Below are 24,297 nucleotides of genomic sequence, written 5' to 3' on the forward strand. Positions count from 1 at the left end.
AAGTCTACGTAGCTAAACATCACGGGTTGAGGGTCTTCTTCGCCGCGCACTTGCATCACCTGTTTGGCCGATGGGCTATTATCCCTCCAATCAGGCTTTTTCAACAGGCTGCTAGTGTCCTGTCCCCTAAGCTCGTTGAAGAATTCGCGGGTACTTTTTGCCCCTAGGCACGTTGCTCCTCCTCCCGTGGGGCCTGCCACGCTCGTCCTCGCGCGGCGCCTGGGAACAAAACGCCCCGTGCGACTTCTTCAACGAACTTACGGGACAGGACACTAGCTAGTGTGCTGTCCCGGAAATGGCTTTCGCTACTCTTGAGACTCTCTCCAAGACGGAATCGGCGGTTGCGACCCACTGAAACGGTCGGGCGCTACGGTTGTATCGTTCTACGAACTCATTAATGCGAACCTTCAAATCTCCGACACCTTTGCAAGAGCCTCGACGGACCCGCAGATGTCTCTAACTTTCTCAACGAAAAACGGATCCGTCGAGAGCTTGAAGGATCGGCTACGGTGCGGTTGTAGACCGCAGCTGAAAGTACCTTTGCACCTGACTCTTGGAAACGCCGGTCTGCGCACCTACAGCTCGCAAGCTCCAGTGTGTTGACCCTTCGGGCTTCTCTTCCAGCCCCTTGTGAATCAGAGCCGCTACCTTCTCGTCAGCGATGCTGCGCGGGCGGCCGGACTTGAGCGCATCATGCAAGCCCGCCACCCCGAACCGACGGTAGCGCCGACGCCAATGCGACACCGTCTGAGGGCTGATATGGCAAGCTCTGCAACCGCATTACTACCTTTGCCCCTAGCTGAATACAGCACGATCTTGGCACGGGTTACCAGGCTGTGTGGCGGGCTGCGTGATCGAGCGATCGCCTCCAGCTGTTCCTGATCTTCCTTGCCAACTTCAATCGCCTGGTTCGGTCGACCCATCAGAGCATCCTTCTCTTTGCGAACAGGGTACCCTTTTAGGAAGTCTATTTAGAAAGATACACGCGGGAGACTACTCTAGGTGGCGCTTTCCATTCTCATGCTCTCCGCGCTAGGCTGCGCGCCTGCGGATCTTCCGCCAATACCCTTCGAGTAATCGGTACGACAGATATGACAACGGCGCGCTTATTTCCTTGCCTCGTGCTCCTGGGTGCCGTTCCAGCCTGGGGCTACATCGGTCCGGGCCCGGGGCTCGGCGCCACCGGCCTGTTACTGGCGTTGTTCCTCGGCGGCCTCATGCTGGTCGTTGGGTTCCTCTGGTTTCCCCTGAAACGGATGTTGCGCGACGGTAGGCAAGCTGCTGGCCCGTGCGGCATCGGATCCTCCTGATGCCTAGCCTGCTGGCCGCGAGCCTTGCCGTGGTCGCCTTCGCTGTCGTCTTCATCGCCATGCGAGTGCTGGAAAGGGCGCAGCTGATCTCCCGCCGCGCGCTCCAGGGTGTATCGGCAATACTCGATCCCGAGCTTAGTGACGAGGACAAGGAGCGGGCGGCGCAACAGTCAGCAATGGCGCTTTTTGGCGGGAGCTTTGATCTCGTGTGGCGCTGTGGCCTGGCGCTTCTTGCCGCTGCCTCGCCAGTTTACCTGGCACAGTGGATCGGCTTGGCGACACTGGAGGATACGTGGCGCTGGATGCTGGACCTTCGCTTTTTGGCGGTAGTGACGGTTATTGCATTCACTCCCCTGTTGTTGCGCCGCCGCCCCGCCGGCGATCAGGCGGATGCCGCTGAGGAAGGTGCAGACGCCTACAGTCCCACAGATCGCTTCTTCCATGAGCTCGCCTTCTCCGGGCCCAGGATGCTGCACGGGCTCGCCCGGGTCGACGACCGCTTGCACGCCCGAGCGATAGCCGCTACGCCGCCGCCGCGTCCTGTATTCATCACCTCCCTCGCACGTGCCGGCACCACCGCCTTGCTCAACGCCTTCGATGCCGTGCCCGGTACCGCGATGCACCGCTATCGTCAGATGCCCTTTCTGGCATCCCCGCTCCTTTGGAAGAGGATGGGTGCCTATAAAAAACGTAAAGTGGAGCGGCGCCAGCGTGCCCACGGCGATGGTCTCGAGATCGATCTCGACACGCCCGAGGCCTTCGATGAAGTATTCTGGCAATTGTTCTGGCCTGAGCACTACGAAGAGTCTGGCATCCGCCTGTGGAGTAAAGAGGAGCTAAGCGGCGAGGCGAGTGCCTTTTTTGATCGCCATATGCGTAAGATCGTCCTGGTCGACGGCAACGGTGAGCCCACGGCGCGCTACTTCTCCAAGAACAACGCCAACATTGCGCGCCTCGCCCTGCTCCCGCGCATGTTTCCCCAAGGGGCGATTATCGTGCCTGTGCGTCGGCCCGGTCCGCACGCGGCTTCCCTGCATCGCCAGCATAAGAATTTCCTTGCGCAACACCGAAAGGACGCGTTCACAAAGCGGTACATGCGGGACATCGGTCACCTCGAGTTTGGTGAGCTGCATCGTCCCCTGTGCTTTCCTGGCGTAGGCGATGCGCCGCAGGCACCGGAGCACATAGACTATTGGCTGCACTACTGGATTTCCGTGTTCCGTGCCGTGCGCGACCATGCGCCGCATTGCCACTTCGTGCTACAGGACGACTTGCGCGCCGCGCCAGCCGAGACCATGGGCGCCCTTTGCGATGCCATCGACTTGCCCCTCGCGCTCACAGACTTTCGCTCGTACTTCCGTGACACGCCCGATGCGGAGCCAACCGATGCGTTAGACCCCGCGCTCAAGGCAGAGGCGGACGCACTGTACGAAGAGCTCGCCACCTACAGCATCCGCGAGAATCGTAAGCCTCGCCAGTGAGCGTTGGAGAGGGCCGCCTGATCCTGTGGGCGGTGCGCCAAGAGACTCGTCTGCAGTGGTAGCTGGGCGAGCCGATGAATTCCACTAGGTCCGATACGCGATCGCTTTGCGCCTTACGGCGTTCGAGGGCTTTGGCTCCAGTTCGTCGAGGACGCGGGTCGATCCGATGCGCGCGCTAGCGCAGGAAGGTCCGGACAGGCGCGAGCTGCGCCACGCTGGAGCTCCATGCCAGGTCGAACCCCGAGTCTTCGATCCTTGACAGCGAAGATCGCTGGCATCTGGTGCCGTTTTCGAGGGCGCGATCGGGTCGATGGCTCTCGGGTGGACGACAGACCTGACCAGCTCTTGTTGGTGCAGCTGCCCTCTCTGAAAGAGCTCGGCGCGAAATTGGACGTGATCCACCCCGCAGCCTATGTGAGTTGCGAGGAACTCGAACTGCGAAGGTGAAGCAACACCGATAGTCAGAGTGGACGGCCTAGTGGGCCGCTTGGTAAATGGGGTGGCGCCCGTGCTACTCGCTCTTCGGGTCTGCCCAGGGGCAGCGTTCGCGGCGTTGCATCGCTTGCCCATGGCGATGCCATTGGCTGCGCGACGCGCCTTGCTGACGCTGCCCCTACGCAGACTGAGCGTTACCTTATTTACCAAGCGGCCCACTAGCTTGCGGATAACGGTTGCCAAGTTTCGAAGTGCTGCTAAAAGAGGTCGAAGTCCGGCGCCGGGGCCTGGTTCGAATCGTGCCTTATAGGAGAGGTAGCATTGCAGGGGATCCCAGTTCTACACCGTTCGGGTGTGAAGGCTAGCTGATCCAGGAAGGATTCTTCGAGTGTCTCGCTTCGGCTCCTCAGCTGAGAAGAAGTCGCTGATGTTGGGCCCGTGGCCCCGGCATTACTTGGATGTTCCGCCGGAAATGAGTGTTCCTGATCGCAGTGTTGCTCATTTCTGGCAGGATCTCTCGGATAGAGTCAAACGTTAATTAATCCGATCGCTGTACGGTGTGGCTTCGGTTCACCGTCCATCGGATGTGCTAGCTATGTCTCTCACTCGCCTCGCACGCTTCGCGTGCGCTTTGCTCGCCTGGGTTTCGCTGCCCTTTCTAGTCAACGCCGAAGAGCTCGTGGGCTCCGTGGGTGGATCTTTCCGCGTAGATCAAGGCGGGGTGGCGCACTACGCGATCCCGGTTTTCGCGGTGCCAGGCGCCGGTGGCGTTCGTCCCGGTATCAGCCTTGCATACGCGAGCGGTGCCACCCGAGGTTGGGCCGGTGAGGGCTGGGGTCTCACAGGGTTTTCATCGATTGAGAGGTGTGCCAAAACGCTCGCGCAGGACGGCTCGATCGCCGCCGTTGAGTACTCGGTGAACGATCGCTACTGCCTTGACGGCGCTCGGCTCGTACTGGAGTCCGGTGTCTATGGAGCCGCGAACTCCACCTACCGCACAGAGGTTGATCAGTTCCTGCGCATTACGGCTCGTGCCGAGGGTGAGCAGGTACCTGCTTACTTTGATGTTGAGCGGCGGGACGGCAGCAAGGTCACCTACGGCGTGGAGGCGAGCACACGCATTGAGGTGCAGGGAACCGGCGGGAGCGGGCCTGTGCGCAGCTGGCTCATCGATACGGCCTACGATGCCTTCGGCAACCGCGTCCAGTATCGCTACACAGAGGACATTACCACGGGCGAGGTGCACCCACGCCGAGTCGATTGGGGAGATGAGGTCGTTCCCAACGGTGACTCGCCTGAGCTTCGGTATCGGCTGCATTTCGTGTGGGGCGACCGCCCCGCGTCAGATAGCTGGAAGGCGTACCGCGCGGGGGCCAAGAGCACCATCTCGAAACGCCTTAGATCTATCCGCAGTCAGCGTCATGACGGCAGTGGCTACCAGTTCACGCGCATCTACAAACTCGCGTATGAAGCGATCGCCGCTGAGGATTCCGGGCGCAGCCGCCTTGCGTCGGTGCAGGTGTGCAACGACTTCGGTGCGGACTGTATGCCCGTCACTCGCTTTGAGTGGCAGCGGGGCATGGAGGGATGGCCGAGTATCGGCGCCAGTTCCCAAGGCCGCGCAGATCAGGTGGAAACGACCCGTGTCGGCGACATCAACAACGATGGCCGTCAGGACATTCTGATCGCCAGCGACGGACCTTCGCCGACATGGAGCGTCATGGTGTCCTACGGCAGCGCTCTGATCGAGAACACCACGTCGATCAGCGCCGACAATGCCGCCGATTCCTACCTGATCGATTACAACGGCGATGCAGCGATGGACCTCATGGTGCCGGATGGCACCTGGAAGGTGTATCTGGCGGATGGAAATTTGGGGCTTAGTCCCATGCCTGTCGACACGGGGATCGTGGCGGAAGGGCTCTCCCTCGGTGTACGCGTCGCTGACTTCAACGGCGATGGTCTGGACGATCTGCTCTACGGTCTGGACGATGGCCTGTATCTACGGTATCGCGACCCCGAAGCTACCTTTACGTCAGCCGAGTTCGTCAGTGGCCAGTTTCTGGTCGATGACATGGCCTCCTACTACACGCACCTGCGTGATGCCAGGCTCATTGACTTCGATGGCGATGGTCGCAACGACCTGATCTTGAGAACCAGCGCATTGCCTGTGCCTGGTGTTCCCACTTGGAACACATCGGGTGGTTGCCACGATTTCTCCATCGATCTTCGCTGGTCCTCGGCGCAGGGGGTGGCATGGGATGTTGAAGTGCGCGAGCAAGGGGCTAGCTGGACTGCGTTGCTTGAAGACCATCCTGACCTCTCGTATACGCACCAAGCGGGTCTTGGCACGTTCGACTATCAGGTGCGTGCAAAGAACGTCATCGGCATCGCCGGCGGTTGGAGTGTTCCCCCACTCTCCATTTTCACAGAACCCAATGGCTGCGACGGCAACGAGCCGCCGGTGACCCCAAGCCCGCGTGGCAAAGTGGGCGGGGATTGGACCGTGCTCCGCTATGTGGGTGCACCGGATGGTGGCGCATTCGAGCCTATGATCACGCTCAGCGATATCGACAACCCCTTGCCGATCGATCTGAACGGAGACGGGCTCACGGATCTCGCCTACGGGCGAGGAGGGGAATGGCATACGCGTCTGAGCACAGGTACGGGCTTGACGCAGGAGGTCAACGCCGATTTCTCAAGTGCCCTATCGGCGAACGCCTATGTTGTGGATGCGGATCGTGATGGCCGCGAGGACATCGTGTACTACTTCCGCGGCAGCAACATGATCAACTTCGTTTCGCTCAGATCAGACGGCGATAGTCTTGCTGAACAACACGATGAGTTCAGCGTCGACGATATCCTCAACTATGACGATGCTGGTCGCATACGCATCTTCGATGGCAACGGCGACGGCTACCGTGATATTGCCTACTACGACTCGTCTCTATCGCAATGGACGGTGCATACGCACGATTCTGACCCCGCGGATCTTCTGGTACGCATCACCGATGGCTTCGCTAAGCCAGGTGGCGGCGAGGGCAACGCGGTGCAGATCGCCTACGAGCCCTTGCCAGACGTCCCGGGTTACTTCTCTGAAGACGCAAGCTTCCCCACGCAGCGAAACTACTGCGGTCCGATGCGCTTGGTAACGACGGTCACTCGCAACGATGGAGTCGGCGGTGACTACACGCAAACGTACTCATACAACGGGGGCAAGCTCAGTACGCAGGGACGTGGCTTTCTCGGCTTCGCCTTCCATCAAGTGCGCGACACGCGCGACGTACCCGATGTTTGGGCCGTGTATCGACAGGACTATCCCTATATCGGTCTGCCTGAAGAACAGGGTATCTCGCAGAAACTAGGCGGTAAGCTAATTGAGCGCATGCTCACCACCTACGCCAATGCTCCACTGCAGCATGATGGTGGTAGAACGCACATGGTGTGGCGACGTAAGCAGGAGACTGAACGCTATGAAGTAGGTGGGGCGCGAAACGGATTCCAAGTGACCGATACGGTAGTCGAGATACTTGAGTCGGACATCAATACGGATCCTGACGGTTTCGGGGAGGTTCATCGGACGACGATGACCGTTGACCCTGTTTTCGCCGGCGCGCAGCACAGTGCCGTTTTCGAAACGTCCTTCCAGTCGCGTACCGACTCCCCCTGCTTGCTGCCGGACCGTATCGCTATCACGCGCTCGTCGGCTGGCATGAGTGACACGCGCATCTCCCAAGCAACTGAAGTGAACTGGGAGACGTGTCAAGTCGTGGAGTTTCACGAGAACGTAGAGAATGGACCAGAGGTTCGAAAGACTCGGTTCGAGCGCGACTCTTTCGGCAATGTCGTTCGCCAGGAAGTGTGGGGCGGCGATGGTGGCGAGCAGTCGAACGGCCCGCGGCGAGTGACGATGATCGCTTACGACGACCTTGGTCAATTGCCACGAAAGATCACCGATGATCCGATGGGTGCGGCGCTCGAGCGAGAGATGGAGTGGGACTACGCGCTCGGCGCGTTGAGTAGAGTGCGCAACTACGCAGGTTTGTGGACGGAATTTCGCTACGACAGTTTCGGTCGCCAGGTCCACGCGATCGCTCCTGACGGGTCCTACGTGAGTACTGTCTACGATTGGTGTGGAGGTGCCAACGGAAACCCGTATGCCTGTCGAGAGTCGGGCGTAGCGTTAACTCGCCAAACGCGCTTCTCACCCAGTTTTCCCGGCGGTATCGCGGAAGTGGACGTCCAGGTGATCTCGGATACCTTCGGGCGGGTGGTTGGTGAATACACCAACCAAGGCGGTGCAGCTACCAAGTACCCGGGCGTCGTTTTCCGCTACGACGAGCGCGGCGACGCGGTGCAGCGATCAGCACGAACCGCTCGAAGCAATCCACCTTCCCACTGGTTTGATACTGAGTACGACTTGATCCGACGCATCGTGCGCAGCACCCGACCGGTGGATCAGTACGGTCGTCGAGCCGAGAGCACCGTCCAGTACCAAGAGGACGAGGTGCTGGTGACCGACGGAATCGGGGCCCAGCGCTTGATGACCCTAGACGCGCTCGGACGTATTCGCTCCGTCACCGACCCGGATCCCTACACTGGATTGCTGTCAACCTCTGGCACAACTCACTACGAGTACACCGCGTTCAGTGAGCTCCAGAGAATTACAGATCCCCTAGGTAACGTGACCTCCTTCACGTACGACGGCCTTGGGCACAACCGTACCCTCGATGATCCGAATTCAGGGCTTTGGTCATTCGACTACAACGTCTTTGGCCAGCTAACTCACCAAACCTCGCCGAAGGCCCATGTTGCGATCTTTGACTATGACGATGTTGGGAGGCTGATATCTCGAGACTATCCCGACTTCTGGACCCAGTGGCGCTACGACAGTGCCCAAGGTGCTGGCAGAGGGCAGATTCACACCATCTCCTACGAGCCATCCCCGGGATTGGTGGAGACGGAAACCTACGCCTACGACAACCTGGGGCGTCAGATCGCATTGACAAGCGAAGCCATGGGAGCCAGTACTTCCTTTTCCTACGATGAGTACTCGCGACTTCGGTCTATCACCTATCCGGAATTGAATGGTGACGTACCGTACTCAGTCACCTACGCATATGACTCGCGCGGTCGTGTGAAACACGTCGACGACAGTCAAGGGGTACGAGTATTCGAGATCGCCGATCGCTGGCCCTTCGACTTCAGCGGCAAGTTGGGCAACTTCACTCTGGGCAACGGCGTGTCCACTACCTTTGACTTCGATGACGTGTCGGGCATTCAGGTCGTGTCAAAGAGCAGCGATCGAAGTGGGGTGCTAGTCCAAAGGGAGCGCGCAAACCTCTGGGACAATAATTTGAACCTAGTTGAGCGAAAGGACACTCAGTACGACGGCAGGCGGAGCATCTTTGACGTTGCCCAGTACGACTATCTGGATCGTCTCACGTCGGTGCGTACTGTGCGAGGTGGTAACACGCTCACCACAGTCGAGATTGACTACGATGCGATTGGGAATATCCAGCGAAAATCTGATGTAGGTGACTATCGGTACGCGTCAGGGACTCCCTCGCGCCTCAGCTCGGTAGTTGAGGGTCCACGCGCGCTGAGTTTCGACTACGACGACAACGGCAATGTCGTCGCGAAGGATGAAGGAGTCGGTACTCCGGTTCATACGGGTACAACGTGGACCTCATTCGATCAACCGAGTCAGATCGTCCGTGGCACGGACGCGGTGAGTCTCGGCTACAACGCAGACCTCGAACCACTCCAAGTTACCCAAGACGCCGCGGAAGAACCTGGGGTTTCAGGTCAGTGGTACTACACGGACGGCCTGACCACTTTCCGCACGGACAGCAACTCGCACCTCTACCGCATCCCTGTCGAAGGGGTCGTCATTGGGGCTGCCGATTCCTTGTCAGGCGAGGTGACTTACTACCATTATGATTTGCTGGACAGCGTTGTCACGACGACGGACGCGGCAGGCAATCTCGATGCAGAGATACGTTTCGATGCATTCGGCAAGCGACGCATGTTGAGCGGCGAAGCCGATGTGACCGACAGTCTGCTGTTTGGTCAGGAGGTTGAGGATCTACCCGGATTCACCGGTCACCAGCAGAGGGATCTCGTCGGTCTAGTGCAGATGAATGCGCGCGTCTACGACCCCACCGTGGGACGATTCACGAGCGTGGATCCGCTGATGCGGGATGTGCTGGACAGCCGCTCACATAACGCGTACGCGTACGTGGAGAACAGTCCCCTAAGCTTCACAGATCCTACTGGCTTAGCACTGGATGGACCTGGAGGGGGAACGGGACCCGGAGGAGGGAGCCAAGGAGGTGGTGGTCAGGGACCCCTCATCAATGCCTCCCCGACTTCTGGGAGTAGTGGCCTGTTCGCTTTCGTTCTTGAGATCGCCCTCGGGACCGAACGGCGAATAGCCCTTGAGGAGTATTTCCTCGGGGTAGGGCGCGCGGACGAGATTCAGTTTGCTGCCGGGCCTCCAAGCACCGCGCTCGTTTCGGACCTCTACACTACGGAGACAGGGTTTTTTGATCGCCCCCTTGGAGTACCAGGGCGTGTTGGGGTGGCGGCCCTGGGCGGTGCAGGCGTAGTGGGAGTTGGAGTTCTCTTGGCCAAGACGGGCCTTGTAGCCGCGTGCGTTTCAAGCGTGGTTTGCGCCGTTGGCGTTGTTTCCGTAGTGGGTGGTGCTGCGGTATACGATCTGACGCATGGTGGTGCGGAGAGGATCCAGGATTCGTTCGTAGCGTTCTTTAGCAGAAAGACTGCTACGATCGGGCAGTCCCTTGAGGTCGGCTCTCTTTCGACTGCAGTGGTCGGAGGTAGTGTCTCAGCCTCACGGCTGGTGTTACGGGGACGCTCCGTCCCAATTCTCGGCCACAGAAATGGAATTCACGAGGTCCTCGTTCAGGAGTCTGTGTCTGGCGTTACGCGATCGGCTCATAGAGCGTCCGCCAATCGAGCGCTGGTCGCTGCTCTGGAGAGTGACGCTCGGTTTGCGAGTCATCTCGGGCAGCTTCTCGGAGTGGATGATGTGGCAGCACTCATGCGGCGTGGTCCATCGGCGCTTCGAAATCCACCGGGAACCGAGTGGCATCATCCACTTGATAATCCGGCAGTAATGCAGCTACTTCGTCGGGAAGTCCATCGAGACCCGGATCTACGGGAGATTCTCCACCCGGATAATATAGGTGGCTTCGGTCGGCATTTCGGAGGACAACCATGACGATCATGAGGGAAGTTCGCGACAGATCCATGGAATCGGCGCATTTGCTGGGCTCCCATGTGCCCGAATCGCTCCCATTGCTTGCTGATGTTGATGAGCTCTCAGTCTCTCGTGAGACACTTGTCAATCGTGCCCTAGCAATCTACGTCGCTGGTGCAGCCGCCTATGGATTCGATTCCCAGCGGGGACTTACTTGGCTTGAAGAGAATGGAGCTACTGGGGGGCTTACTGAGGCGGAGCGGGAGTATCTGACTAGGAGTAGCGCATCATCGGATCCATTTAAGCAGCAGATCGAAGCCCTATGGGCGCTCTATTGGTGTTGCTCACTAGCGTCTGATAGTGAGTTCACTTTCCGCGAGAGTTGCCCGAGCGATTTTGTGTCGAGGCTGCCCGATCTACTCAAGGGTGAGTGTGCTAGTGGATTCCGTTCAAGCGTAGAGCTTCGATCTCCGCTTGAAGTGCTACGCGCCGCTGATCTTGCCTATTGTTTGCATTGGGCGTTAAGGGAGAAACAAGCATTTGGTGTAACTGGTTCCGTACCCGAGTACGTAGTTAGAGAAAGGCGAAAGGCCCTTGATTGGGCCATTGAGGGTGGAGCTTGGGACGAGATTTCACTCGATACTTGATGTGAACGCTTCGCTGATTCCAACTTGCGGTGGGCACAGCTAGCTTTGCAATCCGGTGCTAGCAACGAGCGAGTCTGTCGGCAGCCAACTAAAGAACTGGGTATCCGAAGTCCACGTTCGGTCGGTAGCTGCGGAAGCTCGCAGCCTGTCGAGCGTTGCGAACTCTGATTGCGGGAATGTAGCGGGGCACGGAGTTTCCGTGGCGGAGCCGCTGCGAGGCGGACGACCCTGATTGTTCTCCAATCCAGGCGGACTCGACAGTTTCTCGTTTCGCAATCACTAGCAAGTCCGCGGTACGATTTTCTTTACGAATGCGAGAACGAGCTTCCTCGCGCGCTTATCGAGGATTTAGATTGCTCTCCGGACACGAAGGTCGCTCGGGCATGGGAAGCCGAGATCAAGCGCCGTATCGCGGACAACGATGCGGGCCGCGTCGAGATGGTTCCGGGCGAAGAGGCCCTTAAGCGTTCGCGTTCGGAGGTGGGCTGATTCCCTTTGAGTCCACCCGGTCGCCGCCGAGGAGCTTCGAGCTGCGGCTGCAGAGGTGATCCCGTTCTTCGCCTTCTAGACGCATGCGGAGCGGTGTAAGGATTTCTGTGTCTGAGCCGATCCTCAGTCTCATTCCTCAACGATAGACCGGTCACCGAACTGGATTGCCAGCTGCGCCTTCGCAGCATGCCACTCCTTCGGCGCCCGTTTCCATTTCGACTCGATGCGCTTGAGCGCGAGGTAGATCAGCTTCGTGGCCGCTGTGTCGTTGGGGAAGTGACCCTTGTTCCTGATCGCCCTTCTCACGCGGCTCTTAAGCGACTCGATGGCGTTGGTCGTGTACATGATCTTGCGCACCTCCGAGGAGAAGGCGAAGAAGGGAATCACTTCCTCCCAGCGCCTTCTCCAGCTCTGAACAATGGCCGGGTACTTCTGGCCCCATTCGCCTTGCTCGAAGGCATCCAAGGCCTCTGTGGCGGCCTCAGCGCTTGGGGCTGAGTAGACCGATCGCAGTGCTGCCGCGACCTGCTTGCGCTCCTTCCACGAAGCGAAGTGCATCGAGTAGCGGATGAGATGCACGATGCAGGTCTGGGCAACCGTCTCAGGGAACACGCCTGTGATGGCGTCAGGGAAGCCCTTCAGTCCGTCGACGATGGCGATGAGAATATCCTGGGTACCACGGTCGCGCAGATCGGTCATCACGCGCATCCAGAACTTCGCGCCTTCCGTCTGCTCGATCCACATGCCGAGTACTTCCTTGCGGCCCGCGCATGTGACACCGATCGCTAGGTAGACCGCCTTGTTGCGGACCGCACCCTCGTCGCGGATCTTCACCCGCAGGGCGTCGAAATAGACAAGGGCGTAGGTGTGCTCCAGTGGGCGATTGCGCCACGCCTTCACCTCATCTAGAACTGCATCGGTGATCGCTGATACAAGTGCTGGAGAGATCTCCACGCTGTACATCTCGAGGATGTGCTCCTGGATACTCCGCGTGCTCATGCCCGCGGCGTACATCGAGATGATCTTATCGTCGAAGCCGGGAAAGCGGCGTTGATACTTCGCGATAAGCGCTGGATCGAAGCGACCCTGCCGATCGCGAGGGATGTCCAGCACCAGGCGCTCGTTGCCGTCCGTGAGCACCGTCTTGGGGCTGCTGCCGTTGCGATGGTTGCCGGTGCCTTGCTCATCCTCGCTATCGAGGTGCACGTTCATCTCGGCGTTTAGTATGCGCTCGACTAGCGCCTTCTTCAGATCGCCGAAAGCACTCTCGAGATCGCCTGTCGTCTTGATGTCTCCATGTTTTAGCAGTTCGTCAAGAACTGCTTCTTCCGCTGCGCTGCGGACCTTCTGCTTCCGTCTTGCCATACCATTGACCCTCCGTGGGGTTCGTTGTCAGTATGGCTCAGAACACAGAATTTCTTACACCCTCGCATGCGGTGCCCGGGGATCTAACCCGCCAGATAGGGCTGCGACCGCAACAACAACAACGCCCCACTAGGCGACATCACCACCGGATGATCGAACCCCCGCTTCCCAAGTAGGTAATCCCCAGCCACCAATAGCTCCCCCCCAATCTCTAAATCCCCCTCCAACACCAGACACTCCTCATCCATCTCATGCGAGTGCGCGTCCACCTCCGTGCCAGGCTGCACCCGCCACAGGGTCGTCTCCGCTCCCGTATCCGCATCCCGGTGCAGCAGCTTGATCTCAATCCCCGGCGCGAAGTCATGCCACTCGCCCTCTTCACGGCGCACGATGAACAAGTCCGGTGACCTATTGATCTGCTCCATCAGGCGACGCTTGAACGCTTGGCGGCGCTCCTGTGGCATCGGGTTGTGATTTACGGCGTCGAGCATCTCATCGAGGGGTGGTTGATCGTCGTGGGCCTCAGGCGTTGTTCGTGGGTCGTCGTTTCGGTCGTTGTGGTTCATTGCTTAGGCCTCCGTGCGCGCAGGGTCATGGGTGGCCAGGTGCGAGCGCATCGCTCGCATGGCGCGCCGGGAATGGGATTTCACGGTGCCGAGGGGCATGTCGAGGGTCTCGGCGATCTCCGTGTGGCTCAGATCTCGGAAGAAGCTCAGGCTCACCACCTCGCGTTGGGCGGGGGTGAGCTGGCGAATGGCCTCTGCGACGGCGCTCTGCTGGTCGAAGGCGCTGAGCAGGCGATCGGGTCGATCGTGCTCATCGGCCACCTCTGGGGGCTCGTCCATCAGGATCTGCCGGTCGCCCTCGCGGCGGCGGCGGCGGAGCAAGTCCAGGGCCCGGCATCGCACCATTAATAGCAGCCACGTCATGGGGTTAGCACGGTCGGAATCGTAGCGTTCCGCATTGCGCCACACCTGCAGGTAAGCCTCCATCATGGCCTCCTCGGCGTCCTCAGCTACGGACATGATGGTGCGTGCCACGGCGTAGGCTCGGTCTACGGTACGTTCGTAGAACTCGCCCATCGCCTTCTCGCTGCCGCTGGCGATGCCGGCGAGCAGATCGTTCAGTGTGGCCATTGGGGTGGTGCTCGCGGCGCGGGGCGCGCTGCTTGGGGTCATGTCCGTTGCTGTGTTCACGGTCCGCTCCGTCTGCGGGACACACGCGTATTGTGCGCTTCAAAAGATCCTGGTGGATATACGGAGCGTGAAAGCCCACCGGATGCACCGGCTGGGCACCGAACTCAACGAGAGGTGTAGCGTGATACCGCGCTGGGCGCGAGGGCGGTCTAGGAGCACCCGAGCTGAAACAGCTTGTCGTGATCGTAGGGGCTGAACATTACGATCTTCCAGCCGCCCTCGGTGCGATGGAGCAGGTAGAGAGAAGCTGTCTCGTAGGCGACCTCGCCGTCCGCCGTGATGCCAATGCCGACGTTGTTGGCGAGCACCTTGTTGACGCTTAGCACCTGGTACTCTCGGCTCACCCACTCGAGTCGCGTCACCCCCTTACCCTCGAGCCTCGTGACGAACGCTGCGAAGCCCTGGGTGAATGACTCGATGGAATCAGGCACGCGGGGCGCTCTGCTGGGAGGGGACTGCATAATCGGCATGAGCACCTTCGCGCTGAGCTCCTCGCGAAACTGGGTTCTACGCTCGGGGTGTCCGAAGCTTCGGTTGTAGACGGCGAGGTAGCCATCGAAGAACGCGGCGATCTCGCGGTCGTCCACCTGGTTGTCCGCAACCTCCGCCCTGGCGTGCGTAGCGCACGTCAGGGCGATGACGAGGCAGGCAGCGATAGTAGCGCTGAGGATTCGCATGAAGTGCTCCTTCCGGTTGGGCAAGAAGGTGCACTGTGACGGGCGCGGGTGTGAGGTCGAGCTGTTTGTAGACGGGTGCCCCTCGTTAGTCGACGGATGCGATTTCGATGAGCTGTCGTAGGGGTGGCGCGCCGAGGCGCTCAGATCTCGGCGATCGTCTCCGCCTTCCCGCTAGACCCCACCGTATCCACCCGCACCCGAAAGCCCCACAACCGCCGCAGGTGACGGGTCACCTCTAACGCAGCGTCCTTGTTCAACGGACGATCGTTGTATTGCTGATGCCGCACCGTCAGGCTCCTATCGCCCCGGTGGTTCACCTCATACACCTGAATGTTCGGCTCGCGGCTGTGCAGGTTGTAGTTGTCCGCCAAGGCCGTCCGCAACCGCCGATACCCTGCCTCATCATGGATGGCCGCGATCTCCAGCGTCTCCTCACTCTCATCATCCAGCACATCGAAGAGCCGCAGCTCCCGCATCACCCGCGGGCTCAAGTACTGCGCGATGAAGCTCTCATCCTTGAAGTTGCGCATCGCGAAGTCGAGCGCGGGTTGCCAGTCGCTTCCTGCGATGTCCGGGAACCAGTAGCGATCCTCGTCCGTCGGGTCATCGCACATGCGCTTCAAATCCGTGAAGATCGAGAAGCCCAGCGTGTACGGGTTGAGGCCCGAGTAGTGCGGGCTGTCGAAGCTCGGCTGGTAGACCACGTTGGTGTGGGACTGCAGGAACTCGATCATGAAGCCGTCGCTGCAGTAGCCCTCGTCGTAGAGGCGGTTCAGCAGCGTGTAGTGCCAGAAGGTGGCCCAACCCTCGTTCATCACTTGTGTCTGGCGCTGTGGATAGAAGTACTGCGCCACCTTGCGAACGATGCGCACGACTTCACGCTGCCAGGGCTCCAGCAGTGGCGCGTTCTTCTCGATGAAGTAGAGCAGGTTTTCCTGCGGCTCCGCGGGGAAACGCTGATGCTTGTCGTCCTTCGAGGCGTTGCCCTTGTTCGCGTACTCAGGAATCGTGCGCCATAGCTCGTTGACCTGACGCTGCAGATAGTCTTCGCGCTCACGCTGGCGGGCGCGCTCTTCTTGCAGGGAGAGCGGTGAGGGACGCTTGTAGCGGTCAACGCCCTGGTTCATCAGGGCGTGGCAGGAGTCGAGGAGCAGTTCAACCGCCTCTTGGCCGTAGCGCTCTTCGCAGTCATGGATAAAGTTACGGGCGAACTCAAGGTAGTCGATGATCGCATCCGCATTGGTCCATGCGCGGAAGAGGTAGTTGCCCTTGAAGAAGGAGTTGTGGCCGTAACAGGCGTGGGCGATCACCAGCGCCTGCATGGGCAGCGTGTTCTCCTCCATGAGGTACGCGATGCACGGGTTGGAGTTGATCACGATCTCGTAGGCGAGGCCCATGAAGCCGCGGCGATAGGCTTTCTCCACGTTTAGGAACTGCTTGCCGAAGCTCCAGTGGTGGTAGTTGATGGGCATGCCAACGGAAGAGTAGGCATCCATCATCTGCTCGGCGGTGATGATCTCGAGCTGGTTCGGGTACGTGTCCAAGCCGTACTCGGCGGCAAGCTCGGCGAGTACGTGGTCGTACTTCTCAATAAGCGTGAAGGTCCAGTCGGAGTCTTCCGAGATGATCCGATGGGTCATGAGCTGAGCTGACGGGCAAAGAGCTTGCGGAACACGGGATAGATATCATTGGCGCCGTCGATCTGCTGCATGGCGAAGTTCGGGTGGGCTTCCTTCACGATCTCGTATTCCTGCCACAAGCGCTGGTGACTCGCGGGTGTGATCTCGATGTAGGCGAAGTACTGCATTAGCGGCAGCAGCTCCTCGCTCAAGATGGCGCGGCAGCCGGGAGAGTCGTCGGGCCAGTTGTCGCCGTCGGAGGCCTGGGCGCAGTAGATGTTCCACGCGTTCGAGGGGTAGCGGTCGCGGATGATGTCACGCGTGAGGTTCAAAGCGCTGGACACCACCGTACCGCCAGTCTCGCGCGAGTGGAAGAACTCGTCCTCCTCCACCTCGATGGCCACCGTGTGGTGGCGAATAAACACCACATCGATGCGCTCGTAATTCCGCTGTAAGAACAGGTAAAGAAGGATGAAGAACTGCTTGGCGAGGTCCTTGCGCTCCTGGGTCATGGAGCCGGAGACGTCCATCAGGCAGAACATCACCGCCTGGGTGCTCGGCTGCGGCTGCTTGATACGGTGGTTGTAGCGCAGGTCCACCGTGTCCAGGAACGGAATAGCACGCAGGCGCGTGCGCAGGGAGCGCATCTGCTCCTCGAGCTCCTGGCCGCGATCGCCTTCCTTGTCGTCGTCGCTCAGTGCGTCGAACTCGGCTTCCAAGACCTTTAGCTGGCCGCGCAGCGGGCCGCCCATGGCGATGCGTCGGGCGAGGGAGCCGCGCAGGGAGCGCACCACGTTGATGTTGGCTGGCACCCCGTCCAGCGTGTAGCCGGCGCGCACGGTCTTGTAGTCGGGGAGGCGGGTGAGCTCCTTCTTTACCAGGTGGGGCAGCTCGAGATCCTCGAACATAAAGTCGAGGAACTCCTGGCGGCTCAACTCGAAGGCGAAGTCATCCTCGCCCTGGCCGTCCTTACTCGCCTTGCCCCCGCGACCGCCCTTGCCGCCCTTCGGTCGCTGCACGCGATCGCCGGCGGTGAATTCCTTGTTGCCCGGGTGCACGATGTCGCGCCGTCCCCCGTCGCCGATCTTGAACTGCGGCTCGGAGATGTCGCGGGCGGGAATCGTCACCTTCTCGCCCTTGTTGATCTCCGTGATGCTGCGGCCGGAGGCCGCGTCGTTCACGGCCTTCTTCAGTTGATGCTTGAAGCGCTGAAGGAAGCGCTGGCGATTGACGATGCTTTTCTTCTTGGCATCGGCTCGCCTGTCGACGATCAGTGACACGTAGCTTCCTTAGCTGGTCTTTCGAACGCGCAGATACCACTCGCTGAGCAGACGCACTTGCTTCGGCGTGTAGCCCTTATCCACCATGCGGTCGACGAAGTCCTGGTGCTTCTTCTGATCCTCGTCGGACGCCTTGGCGTTGAAGGAGATCACCGGCAGGAGGTCTTCGGTCTTCGAGAACATCTTCTTCTCGATGACGATGCGCAGCTTCTCGTAGCTGGTCCACTTCGGGTTCTTGCCCGAGTGCTTGGCGCGGGCGCGTAACACGAAGTTGACCACCTCGTTGCGGAAGTCCTTCGGGTTCGAGATGCCCGCGGGCTTCTCGATCTTCTCCAGCTCCTCATTGAGGGCGGCACGATCGAGGAGCTCACCGGTGTCCGGGTCGCGGTAGTGCTGATCCTGGAGCCAGAAGTCTGCGTAGGTCACGTAGCGGTCGAAGAGGTTCTGGCCGTACTCGGCGTAGGACTCGAGGTAGGCCTTTTGCAGCTCTTCGCCGATGAACTTGGCGTAGTTCGGCTGCAGGTAGTTCTTGATGAAACCTAGGTAGCGTTCCTCCACTTCTGGCGGGAATTGCTCGCGCAGGATCTGCTGCTCCAGCACGTAGAGCAGGTGCACGGGGTTCGCCGCCACTTCGGTGTGGTCGAAGTTGAACACGCGCGAGAGGATTTTGAAGGCGAAGCGGGTGGAAAGCCCAGCCATGCCTTCGTCGACGCCGGCGTAGTCCTGGTACTCGCGGATAGACTTCGCCTTGGGGTCCGTGTCCTTCAGATTCTCGCCGTCGTACACGCGCATCTTCGAGAAGACGCTTGAGTTCTCTGGCTCCTTCACGCGGGACAGGACGGAGAACTGGGAGAGCATCTCCAGCGTGTCGGGGGCGCATGGCGCCTCGCTCAGGCTGCTGCTAGTGAGAAGTTTCTCGTAGATCTTTACCTCGTCGGAGACGCGCAGGCAGTAGGGCACCTTCACGATGTACACGCGATCGAGGAAGGCTTCGTTGTTGCGGTTCGACTTGAAGGCCTGCCACTCCGACTCATTGGAGTGGGCGAGGATCAGCCCTTCGAAGGGGATCGCACCCATGCCTTCAGTGCCGTTGTAGTTGCCCTCCTGCGTGGCCGTGAGCAGGGGATGAAGCACCTTGATAGGTGCCTTGAACATCTCCACGAACTCCATTACGCCTTGGTTGGCGAGGCACAGGCCGCCGGAGAAACTGTAGGCATCCGGGTCGTGCTGGGCGAAGTTCTCGAGCTTGCGGATGTCGACCTTGCCAACCAGCGAAGAGATGTCTTGGTTGTTCTCATCGCCAGGCTCTGTCTTCGCTACACCGATCTGCGCCAGGCGTGAGGGGTAGCGCTTGACCACGCGGAAGCGGGTGACGTCGCCGTTGAACTCCTGCAGGCGCTTCACGGCCCAGGGCGACATGATCGTGTTCAGGTAGCGGCGTGGGATGCCGTAATCCTCTTCCAGGATGGCGGCGTCCTCAGTTGGGTCGAACAGCCCTAAGGGAGATTCGTTGATTGGCGAGCCCTCGAGCGCGTAGATCGGCATGTGCTCGATCAGCTGCTTAAGCTTCTCGGCGAGGGAGGACTTGCCGCCGCCCACGGGGCCCAGCAGGTAGAGGATCTGCTTGCGCTCTTCGAGTCCTTGGGCGGCGTGCTTCAGGTAAGAGACGATCTGTTCGATGGTCTCCTCCATGCCGTAGAAATCTTCGAACGCTGGGTACAGGCGCAGCATCTTGTTCTGGAAGATGCGCGATAGGCGCGGATCATCGCGCGTATCGACCATTCGTGGCTCGCCGATCGCCATCAACAGGCGCTCGGCGGCGTTGGCGTAGGTCGCTGGTTCCTGCTTACACAGTTGGAGGTAATCCTGGAGGCTCATCACCTCCTCCTCCGTGCCTTTGTACCGCTGCTGATGCCGCTCGAAAATGTCCATTAGGACCTTACCTCTCTAGCACGAAGACGTGACTCACCGGTTCGATCGTCGGGCAGCTGGCTCGTTAAGCGCGCACGCGTGTCGATCGATGCGGTTGCATGGGTTTTAAGGCGAGGGTGAAAACGAAAGCACCACTCCTGAGGTCGCCCTGTTGGCTGAGACGCCTTCCAGGTAAACCTAGTTCCGTGGGCGGCGCACGTTCGTCACCTTGGATAACACTCTTGATGCTACACATCGTCGCGGGTGTCAAGACGATATCTGGGCGCGCACAAGCGGTGTCGTCGTGGGGTGACCTACGCTTCGACCGTACGCCGCAGGGGGGAGGGGCGCTGTGACACGAATCACGCTCTGTCGTACCGCTATGTCACATCCGAAGATCGCCCGCCAGGAGGAGCCCGACGGCACGCCCAGCAGCGCGCTACACTGGCGAGCAAAGGATGAAGGCGTCGGTATTGGAGGCACCGTGAGCGAATCAGACCCGATCCGGATTTGCGTCAGCCACAACTGGGCAGAGCATGACGACTACCATCGATTTTTCGAGTACATCAACGAGGTCGACACGTTCTTCTACAGCAACCTGAGTCGGCCGTTGGCCGAGCCGCCAATGTCGCGGTTGGACGTGGAGCAGCATCTCGCCACGCAGATCGAGGCGGGGGAGATCTTGATCGTGTTGGTGCCCGTGTGGGAGGAGAATGCTCCCCTGGTCGAGATGCAGATCGCCCTGGCGCGCCGCCATCGCCGACCGGTCGTTGCCTTGCGCGCCTCCGGGGCCCAAACGTTTCCAAAAGCCCTCGAAACACTTGTTGACGATGTCGTGATTTGGAATGAACGCCTGATTGTAGACGCAATCTTGCGCCATGCCCGCGGCGATCATACGAATCGATTCGAAGTGCTGGATTTCCCTTGATAGTCTTGGCCTTGGCAGACCTCGTCGAAGGATCTGCCGCCTAGGAAACAACAATACGGGGGAAAAGCATGACCAAGCTTACCGAGATCGAGGGGATCGGCGCGGCGTACGCGGAGAAGCTGTCCGCAGACGGCATCGGCACCACCGAGAAGCTGCTCGAGGCGGGCTGCACCAAGGCCGGTCGCAAGAAGATCTCCACCCAGTGCGATATCAGCGAGAAGCTCGTGCTGAAGTGGGTCAACCGTGCTGACCTTGCGCGGGTGAAGGGCATCGGCGAGGAGTACGCGGATCTGCTGGAGCTCGCGGGCGTCGACACCGTGCCCGAGCTGGCTCAGCGCAACGCGTCCAACCTGCACGCCAAGATGGCCGAAGTGAACGAAGAGAAGAAGGCGGTTCGCCAGCTGCCGAGTGCCGACACAGTCTCCGGTTGGATCGATCAGGCCAAAGATCTGCCGCGCGTTGTCACGCACTAGCAGGCGAGAAGCCCGGCGGCATCGCGCACGATGAAGTTTTCTCTGTTCCTGATTGCGGCTGGGTCTTCCGCCCTGGCCGCAGCCTTCTTCCTGATCTTCCAGGTGGAGCAGGGGGCGACCACCAACGCCGTGGGGCAGTACGTGTTGGCGGGCTTGCTCGCCTTCGCCCTGCCGCTGGTGGCGGTGCTCGTCATGCGCTTGCTTACACCGGCCAGGAGCTACCTGGCCGGTGTGCTGGCATGGATCGCCGTCGCTGCTGGGGCGGGGGGTTTGTTCGGCATCCTGCTGCTTCGCTAGCTGGGCTTAACGTCTAGTGCAGCCCACTGAGCTTCGCCTAGCGACCCCGGGCCTTACCCTCGCCGCGCGTCTTTGGGCAGCGAAGACGCCCGCACAGGGCGCCGTGCCTATCCTCGCCGTGCACGGGTTTCAGGACAATGCGGCCAGCTTCGATCGCCTCGCGACCGCCTGGCTTCATCGTCGAGACTGCTTGTGCAGTCAACTGCTCGCCCTGGATCTGCCAGGGCATGGTAGGTCTGACTGGCGGGCGTCAGGCGCCGGCTACTTCATCATGGACTACGTGGCCGACGTGCTTGCTGTCGCAGACGCCCTCGGTTGGGACCGATTCGTGATCCTCGGCCATTCCCTGGGGGCGGGCATTGCGACCCTACTTGGTGGTGCGCGACCCGACCGGCTACTCAGCGCCTTGCTGATCGACGGACTGGGCCCCGTGTCTATGGCACCGGCGAAGGGGCCGTCGTTGGCGGCGAGCGCGCTGGCCGAGCGTGCGCGTGCGACACCGCCTTCGCGTGAGATGCGAGACCTTGAAGAGGCCTCAGCCGTGCGAGCTGCCTCTCGGATTCGGATCGATCGCGACTCGGCGCGTGTCCTATGTGGACGCGGAACGCGCTCCACCGCACAAGGATCGATTGCCTGGCGTGCCGATCCGCGCTTGGGGCGACCGTCGCTTGGCCGCCTTACCGAGGACACGGTCCTAGCCTTCATTCGTGCGATGAGCGTGCCGACGCTACTTGTGGAAGCCGATGAGGGCGTGTTGCACAGCCTGCCGGAGGGGCGCTACGCAGCGCGCCTTGCGGCCCATCCGAAGCTCACGCACGAGAGTCTTCCGGGCCGCCATCACCTGCACATGGGGTCAGCGGCGATTTCCGTCGCCGATCGGTCAGACGCGTTCCTGCGTGCCCATTTGCCGCCCGGCTCGCGGTAAGCTTCGCGAGACACCCTCGGTTCACCTCAGCAGCGCAACTCCTGAGCGTTGCGGTACCCCGGAGCTCCTGCATGGAAGTCAGTGCGGTCCATCCCTACTCCTATCCGCTAGATCAGGTGATTGCGGCATTCATGAGCGCCGACTTTTACCGCAGCAAGTTCACCGCCGTTGGTGCGCGCAATATCGAACTAATCGACGAGCAGCGCGGCGAGGACAGCTACGTGATCATCACCGAGCGCGAAGTGCCGCTTGAGGGCGTGCCGGGGGTGCTGAAGAGTTTCCTTGGCGCGTGGAACAAGATTCATCAGAGCGAGCGCTGGGAGCGGGCTGGTGATGAGTACTTCAACGAGCTGAAGATCACCGCCGCGGGTGTCCCCGTGGATCTGTCCGGCAGCATGATGCTGCGGCCAGGCGAGGCGAGCGGCGACACCACTTGCGTGAACGAGGTGCACATGGAGGTGGCCTGCGCCGTCCCGCTCGTCGGTGGCAAACTCGTGGAGTTCGTCGCCGAAAATACGCAGCGTGGCCTGGCCGACGAGCATCGGGTGATCGGCGAGTACCTGGCGCAGAACCAGTCCGCGTCCCCCTGAGCGTCTGCTAGTGCCTTCGCCACTAGTGCACCGCACCCATCGCCTGCAATCGGTAAGTCGATGGAGGTAGTCGGTGGACCTCGGCTGCGGCTTCACTAAAGCGGTCACCGAAGCGCGGTCAGACGTGTTCAAGTCCGTGGTGGGCATGGCTAGCGAACGGCCGCTTAGCAACGACCTTGCGCTTTCCGACGCGAGCGATCGCCATCGTGAATTCTCCTTGGTCGACAGCGGTCGGCGCTACTACCTCGGCGAGCTGGCAGAGCGCGAGAGCGACCGGCCGAAGGCCACCCTAGAGGCGGACGAGTTCTTCGACGAGTACGCTCCCTCCCTCGCCCCAGTCAGTCTCGCCCTGGCTTCTCGCCCGCGACGTGGAGCCGCTGGGCGTGGTCGTAGGTTTGCCTACAGCGCAGCTCACTGAGCACCGCGAACGCCTCATGGATATGCTCACCGGCCAGCATCGGGTGGAGCTCTATGGGCGAGGAGGCGAGTGCAAGCGCGTGGCGGTGACCGTCACTGAAGTCCGCGTGTTGCCGCAGCCGTTAGGTTTTGGCATTTGCACCTCATGCTGGGGGATGACGGGCAAGTGATTGATCGAGAAGTCCTCGACAAGAAGATCGGAGTGATCGATGTGGGCCTACTACACGCGATGGGGTTTGCCGTGACCCACTGTGGTGACTATTCGCGGCGCGCCAGCGCCACCGCGCCGAACGGGCTCGCCCGTGCGTATGGTCTCATTGGCGAACGTCTTCATGAGGTGAGCGGGGTAGAAGTCGAGGCGCACGGTCTGGCCGCGGTGCTGCAGGCGGCGAGCATCCGTATCCACGGCACGCGTCACGATCTGCGCCGGATCGCCGAGCAGGCCTACGAGGAACTCGCCGCCAGTATCGCCCGGCTTTGCTCGAGCGACACTGGAGCGATGAATGGGATCTGGATGCGATGCTGCTCACCGCAGGTGGTGGGCCCTTGCTAGCATGGTGGTTGGCGCCAGCGTTGCGGGGTGAGGTGGTGCTGGCGAACGAGGGTGCGGATCCGCGCTTGGCGAACGCCTTGGGGTTCGCCAAGTACGGCCGGCGCCTATGGTCCGAGGCGTCGCCAGCGTAGGGGCTGTGCTACGTTTTCGAGCGCGAGCGCAGGGTCGAGAGAAGTTCGCTCAACAGGTAGAGGGTGAAGTAAGCCGGTACACGACGCGGTCGTTCCGGGGTGGGTGCGCCGCTCTTGCGCGAGTTGGCAGATGCCTGCTCGTCGATGCGTTCCATAATCGTGGGCACCTTTTGTTGCGATCCGTATCTACACAGAGGAGCAAGCTGCGTGCCACGCTACCAAGGGGCCAGGATTCAGTGACATGCGGCGAGAGCGGAGCGCCATGGCGATATGTCTGTAAAGAAGGTCGACGTCGAATGCTGCACTGCATTAAATTATCGGGCCGTAGCCTTGCCGGGCTAGCGCTAATGG

General features: G+C 60.5%; 19 protein-coding genes and 1 pseudogene. 11 read left to right on the forward strand and 9 right to left on the reverse strand.

Annotation, left to right across the window (positions count from 1 at the left end; genetic code table 11):
• Window positions 1-276: 276 nt before the first annotated feature.
• Window positions 277-923, reverse strand: a pseudogene (locus tag AAGA68_18910) (helix-turn-helix domain-containing protein).
• 386 nt (window positions 924-1,309) lie between these two features.
• On the opposite strand from AAGA68_18910, the gene AAGA68_18915 reads away from it, so the two are divergent.
• A complete protein-coding gene (locus tag AAGA68_18915; GenBank protein MEM9387141.1) occupies window positions 1,310-2,791 on the forward strand; it encodes a sulfotransferase in 1,482 nt (493 codons plus the stop codon).
• Between the two features lie 1,030 nt (window positions 2,792-3,821).
• Window positions 3,822-10,469 (forward strand): RHS repeat-associated core domain-containing protein, encoded by a 6,648-nt coding sequence (locus AAGA68_18920; protein ID MEM9387142.1) that lies wholly within the window; start codon window positions 3,822-3,824, stop codon window positions 10,467-10,469.
• Window positions 10,470-11,713: 1,244 nt separating this feature from the next.
• Here the strand turns inward: AAGA68_18920 and AAGA68_18925 are convergent.
• The 7 genes from AAGA68_18925 to AAGA68_18955 form a co-directional block, all read right to left on the reverse strand.
• Window positions 11,714-12,949, reverse strand: a complete 1,236-nt coding sequence (locus tag AAGA68_18925; protein ID MEM9387143.1) for an IS256 family transposase — start codon at window positions 12,947-12,949, stop codon at window positions 11,714-11,716.
• 83 nt (window positions 12,950-13,032) lie between these two features.
• Complete coding sequence (locus AAGA68_18930; GenBank protein MEM9387144.1) at window positions 13,033-13,515, reverse strand: cupin domain-containing protein; 483 nt, start codon at window positions 13,513-13,515, stop codon at window positions 13,033-13,035.
• A gap of 3 nt (window positions 13,516-13,518) precedes the next feature.
• Window positions 13,519-14,145: a sigma-70 family RNA polymerase sigma factor gene (locus AAGA68_18935; GenBank protein ID MEM9387145.1), complete on the reverse strand. Its 627-nt coding sequence runs from the start codon at window positions 14,143-14,145 to the stop codon at window positions 13,519-13,521.
• 149 nt (window positions 14,146-14,294) lie between these two features.
• The gene (locus tag AAGA68_18940) at window positions 14,295-14,822 is read right to left on the reverse strand and encodes a hypothetical protein (protein ID MEM9387146.1); all 528 of its coding nucleotides are present in this window, start codon (window positions 14,820-14,822) and stop codon (window positions 14,295-14,297) included.
• Window positions 14,823-14,962: 140 nt separating this feature from the next.
• Window positions 14,963-16,462, reverse strand: a complete 1,500-nt coding sequence (locus tag AAGA68_18945) for a SpoVR family protein (protein ID MEM9387147.1) — start codon at window positions 16,460-16,462, stop codon at window positions 14,963-14,965.
• Window positions 16,459-17,721: a YeaH/YhbH family protein gene (locus tag AAGA68_18950; GenBank protein ID MEM9387148.1), complete on the reverse strand. Its 1,263-nt coding sequence runs from the start codon at window positions 17,719-17,721 to the stop codon at window positions 16,459-16,461. Before AAGA68_18950 ends, AAGA68_18945 begins: the two co-directional genes overlap by 4 nt.
• 9 nt (window positions 17,722-17,730) lie before the next feature.
• The gene (locus AAGA68_18955; protein MEM9387149.1) at window positions 17,731-19,653 is read right to left on the reverse strand and encodes a PrkA family serine protein kinase; all 1,923 of its coding nucleotides are present in this window, start codon (window positions 19,651-19,653) and stop codon (window positions 17,731-17,733) included.
• 331 nt (window positions 19,654-19,984) lie between these two features.
• On the opposite strand from AAGA68_18955, the gene AAGA68_18960 reads away from it, so the two are divergent.
• The 9 genes from AAGA68_18960 (at window position 19,985) to AAGA68_19000 (ending at window position 23,946) form a co-directional block, all read left to right on the forward strand.
• Window positions 19,985-20,560: a hypothetical protein gene (locus AAGA68_18960; protein MEM9387150.1), complete on the forward strand. Its 576-nt coding sequence runs from the start codon at window positions 19,985-19,987 to the stop codon at window positions 20,558-20,560.
• A 68-nt stretch (window positions 20,561-20,628) separates the two neighbouring features.
• The gene (locus AAGA68_18965) at window positions 20,629-21,033 is read left to right on the forward strand and encodes a DUF4332 domain-containing protein (GenBank protein MEM9387151.1); all 405 of its coding nucleotides are present in this window, start codon (window positions 20,629-20,631) and stop codon (window positions 21,031-21,033) included.
• A gap of 30 nt (window positions 21,034-21,063) precedes the next feature.
• Entirely contained in the window at window positions 21,064-21,330 is a 267-nt protein-coding gene (locus tag AAGA68_18970; GenBank protein MEM9387152.1) for a hypothetical protein, read from the forward strand.
• Window positions 21,331-21,346: 16 nt separating this feature from the next.
• On the forward strand, window positions 21,347-22,255 hold the full coding sequence (locus AAGA68_18975) for an alpha/beta hydrolase (protein ID MEM9387153.1): 909 nt from the start codon (window positions 21,347-21,349) through the stop codon (window positions 22,253-22,255).
• Window positions 22,256-22,326: 71 nt separating this feature from the next.
• Window positions 22,327-22,845, forward strand: coding sequence for a DUF2505 domain-containing protein (locus tag AAGA68_18980; protein MEM9387154.1), 519 nt, complete (start codon window positions 22,327-22,329; stop codon window positions 22,843-22,845).
• Between the two features lie 73 nt (window positions 22,846-22,918).
• Window positions 22,919-23,263 carry a hypothetical protein gene (locus AAGA68_18985; GenBank protein ID MEM9387155.1) on the forward strand — a complete coding sequence of 115 codons (345 nt, stop codon included), beginning with the start codon at window positions 22,919-22,921 and terminating at the stop codon, window positions 23,261-23,263.
• The gene (locus AAGA68_18990; GenBank protein ID MEM9387156.1) at window positions 23,229-23,432 is read left to right on the forward strand and encodes a hypothetical protein; all 204 of its coding nucleotides are present in this window, start codon (window positions 23,229-23,231) and stop codon (window positions 23,430-23,432) included. Before AAGA68_18985 ends, AAGA68_18990 begins: the two co-directional genes overlap by 35 nt.
• Complete coding sequence (locus AAGA68_18995; protein MEM9387157.1) at window positions 23,429-23,815, forward strand: hypothetical protein; 387 nt, start codon at window positions 23,429-23,431, stop codon at window positions 23,813-23,815. Before AAGA68_18990 ends, AAGA68_18995 begins: the two co-directional genes overlap by 4 nt.
• Complete coding sequence (locus AAGA68_19000; GenBank protein ID MEM9387158.1) at window positions 23,809-23,946, forward strand: hypothetical protein; 138 nt, start codon at window positions 23,809-23,811, stop codon at window positions 23,944-23,946. Before AAGA68_18995 ends, AAGA68_19000 begins: the two co-directional genes overlap by 7 nt.
• An 8-nt stretch (window positions 23,947-23,954) precedes the next feature.
• Here the strand turns inward: AAGA68_19000 and AAGA68_19005 are convergent, their stop codons facing one another.
• Window positions 23,955-24,101 (reverse strand): hypothetical protein, encoded by a 147-nt coding sequence (locus tag AAGA68_19005; GenBank protein ID MEM9387159.1) that lies wholly within the window; start codon window positions 24,099-24,101, stop codon window positions 23,955-23,957.
• Between the last annotated feature and the right edge of the window lie 196 nt (window positions 24,102-24,297).

It is taken from the genome of Pseudomonadota bacterium, from assembly GCA_039193195.1.
In the GTDB taxonomy this organism is placed as follows: domain Bacteria; phylum Pseudomonadota; class Gammaproteobacteria; order Steroidobacterales; family JBCBZW01; genus JBCBZW01.

Excerpts from the sequence above, each read along its gene's own strand:
- AAGA68_18915 (MEM9387141.1), top strand. The coding sequence starts at position 1,310 with ATGCCTAGCCTGCTGGCCGCGAGCCTTGCCGTGGTCGCCTTCGCTGTC.
- AAGA68_18920 (MEM9387142.1), top strand. The coding sequence starts at position 3,822 with ATGTCTCTCACTCGCCTCGCACGCTTCGCGTGCGCTTTGCTCGCCTGG.
- AAGA68_18925 (MEM9387143.1), bottom strand. The coding sequence starts at position 12,949 with ATGGCAAGACGGAAGCAGAAGGTCCGCAGCGCAGCGGAAGAAGCAGTT.
- AAGA68_18930 (MEM9387144.1), bottom strand. The coding sequence starts at position 13,515 with ATGAACCACAACGACCGAAACGACGACCCACGAACAACGCCTGAGGCC.
- AAGA68_18940 (MEM9387146.1), bottom strand. The coding sequence starts at position 14,822 with ATGCGAATCCTCAGCGCTACTATCGCTGCCTGCCTCGTCATCGCCCTG.
- AAGA68_18945 (MEM9387147.1), bottom strand. The coding sequence starts at position 16,462 with ATGACCCATCGGATCATCTCGGAAGACTCCGACTGGACCTTCACGCTT.
- AAGA68_18955 (MEM9387149.1), bottom strand. The coding sequence starts at position 19,653 with ATGGACATTTTCGAGCGGCATCAGCAGCGGTACAAAGGCACGGAGGAG.
- AAGA68_18965 (MEM9387151.1), top strand. The coding sequence starts at position 20,629 with ATGACCAAGCTTACCGAGATCGAGGGGATCGGCGCGGCGTACGCGGAG.
- AAGA68_18970 (MEM9387152.1), top strand. The coding sequence starts at position 21,064 with ATGAAGTTTTCTCTGTTCCTGATTGCGGCTGGGTCTTCCGCCCTGGCC.
- AAGA68_18980 (MEM9387154.1), top strand. The coding sequence starts at position 22,327 with ATGGAAGTCAGTGCGGTCCATCCCTACTCCTATCCGCTAGATCAGGTG.
- AAGA68_19005 (MEM9387159.1), bottom strand. The coding sequence starts at position 24,101 with ATGGAACGCATCGACGAGCAGGCATCTGCCAACTCGCGCAAGAGCGGC.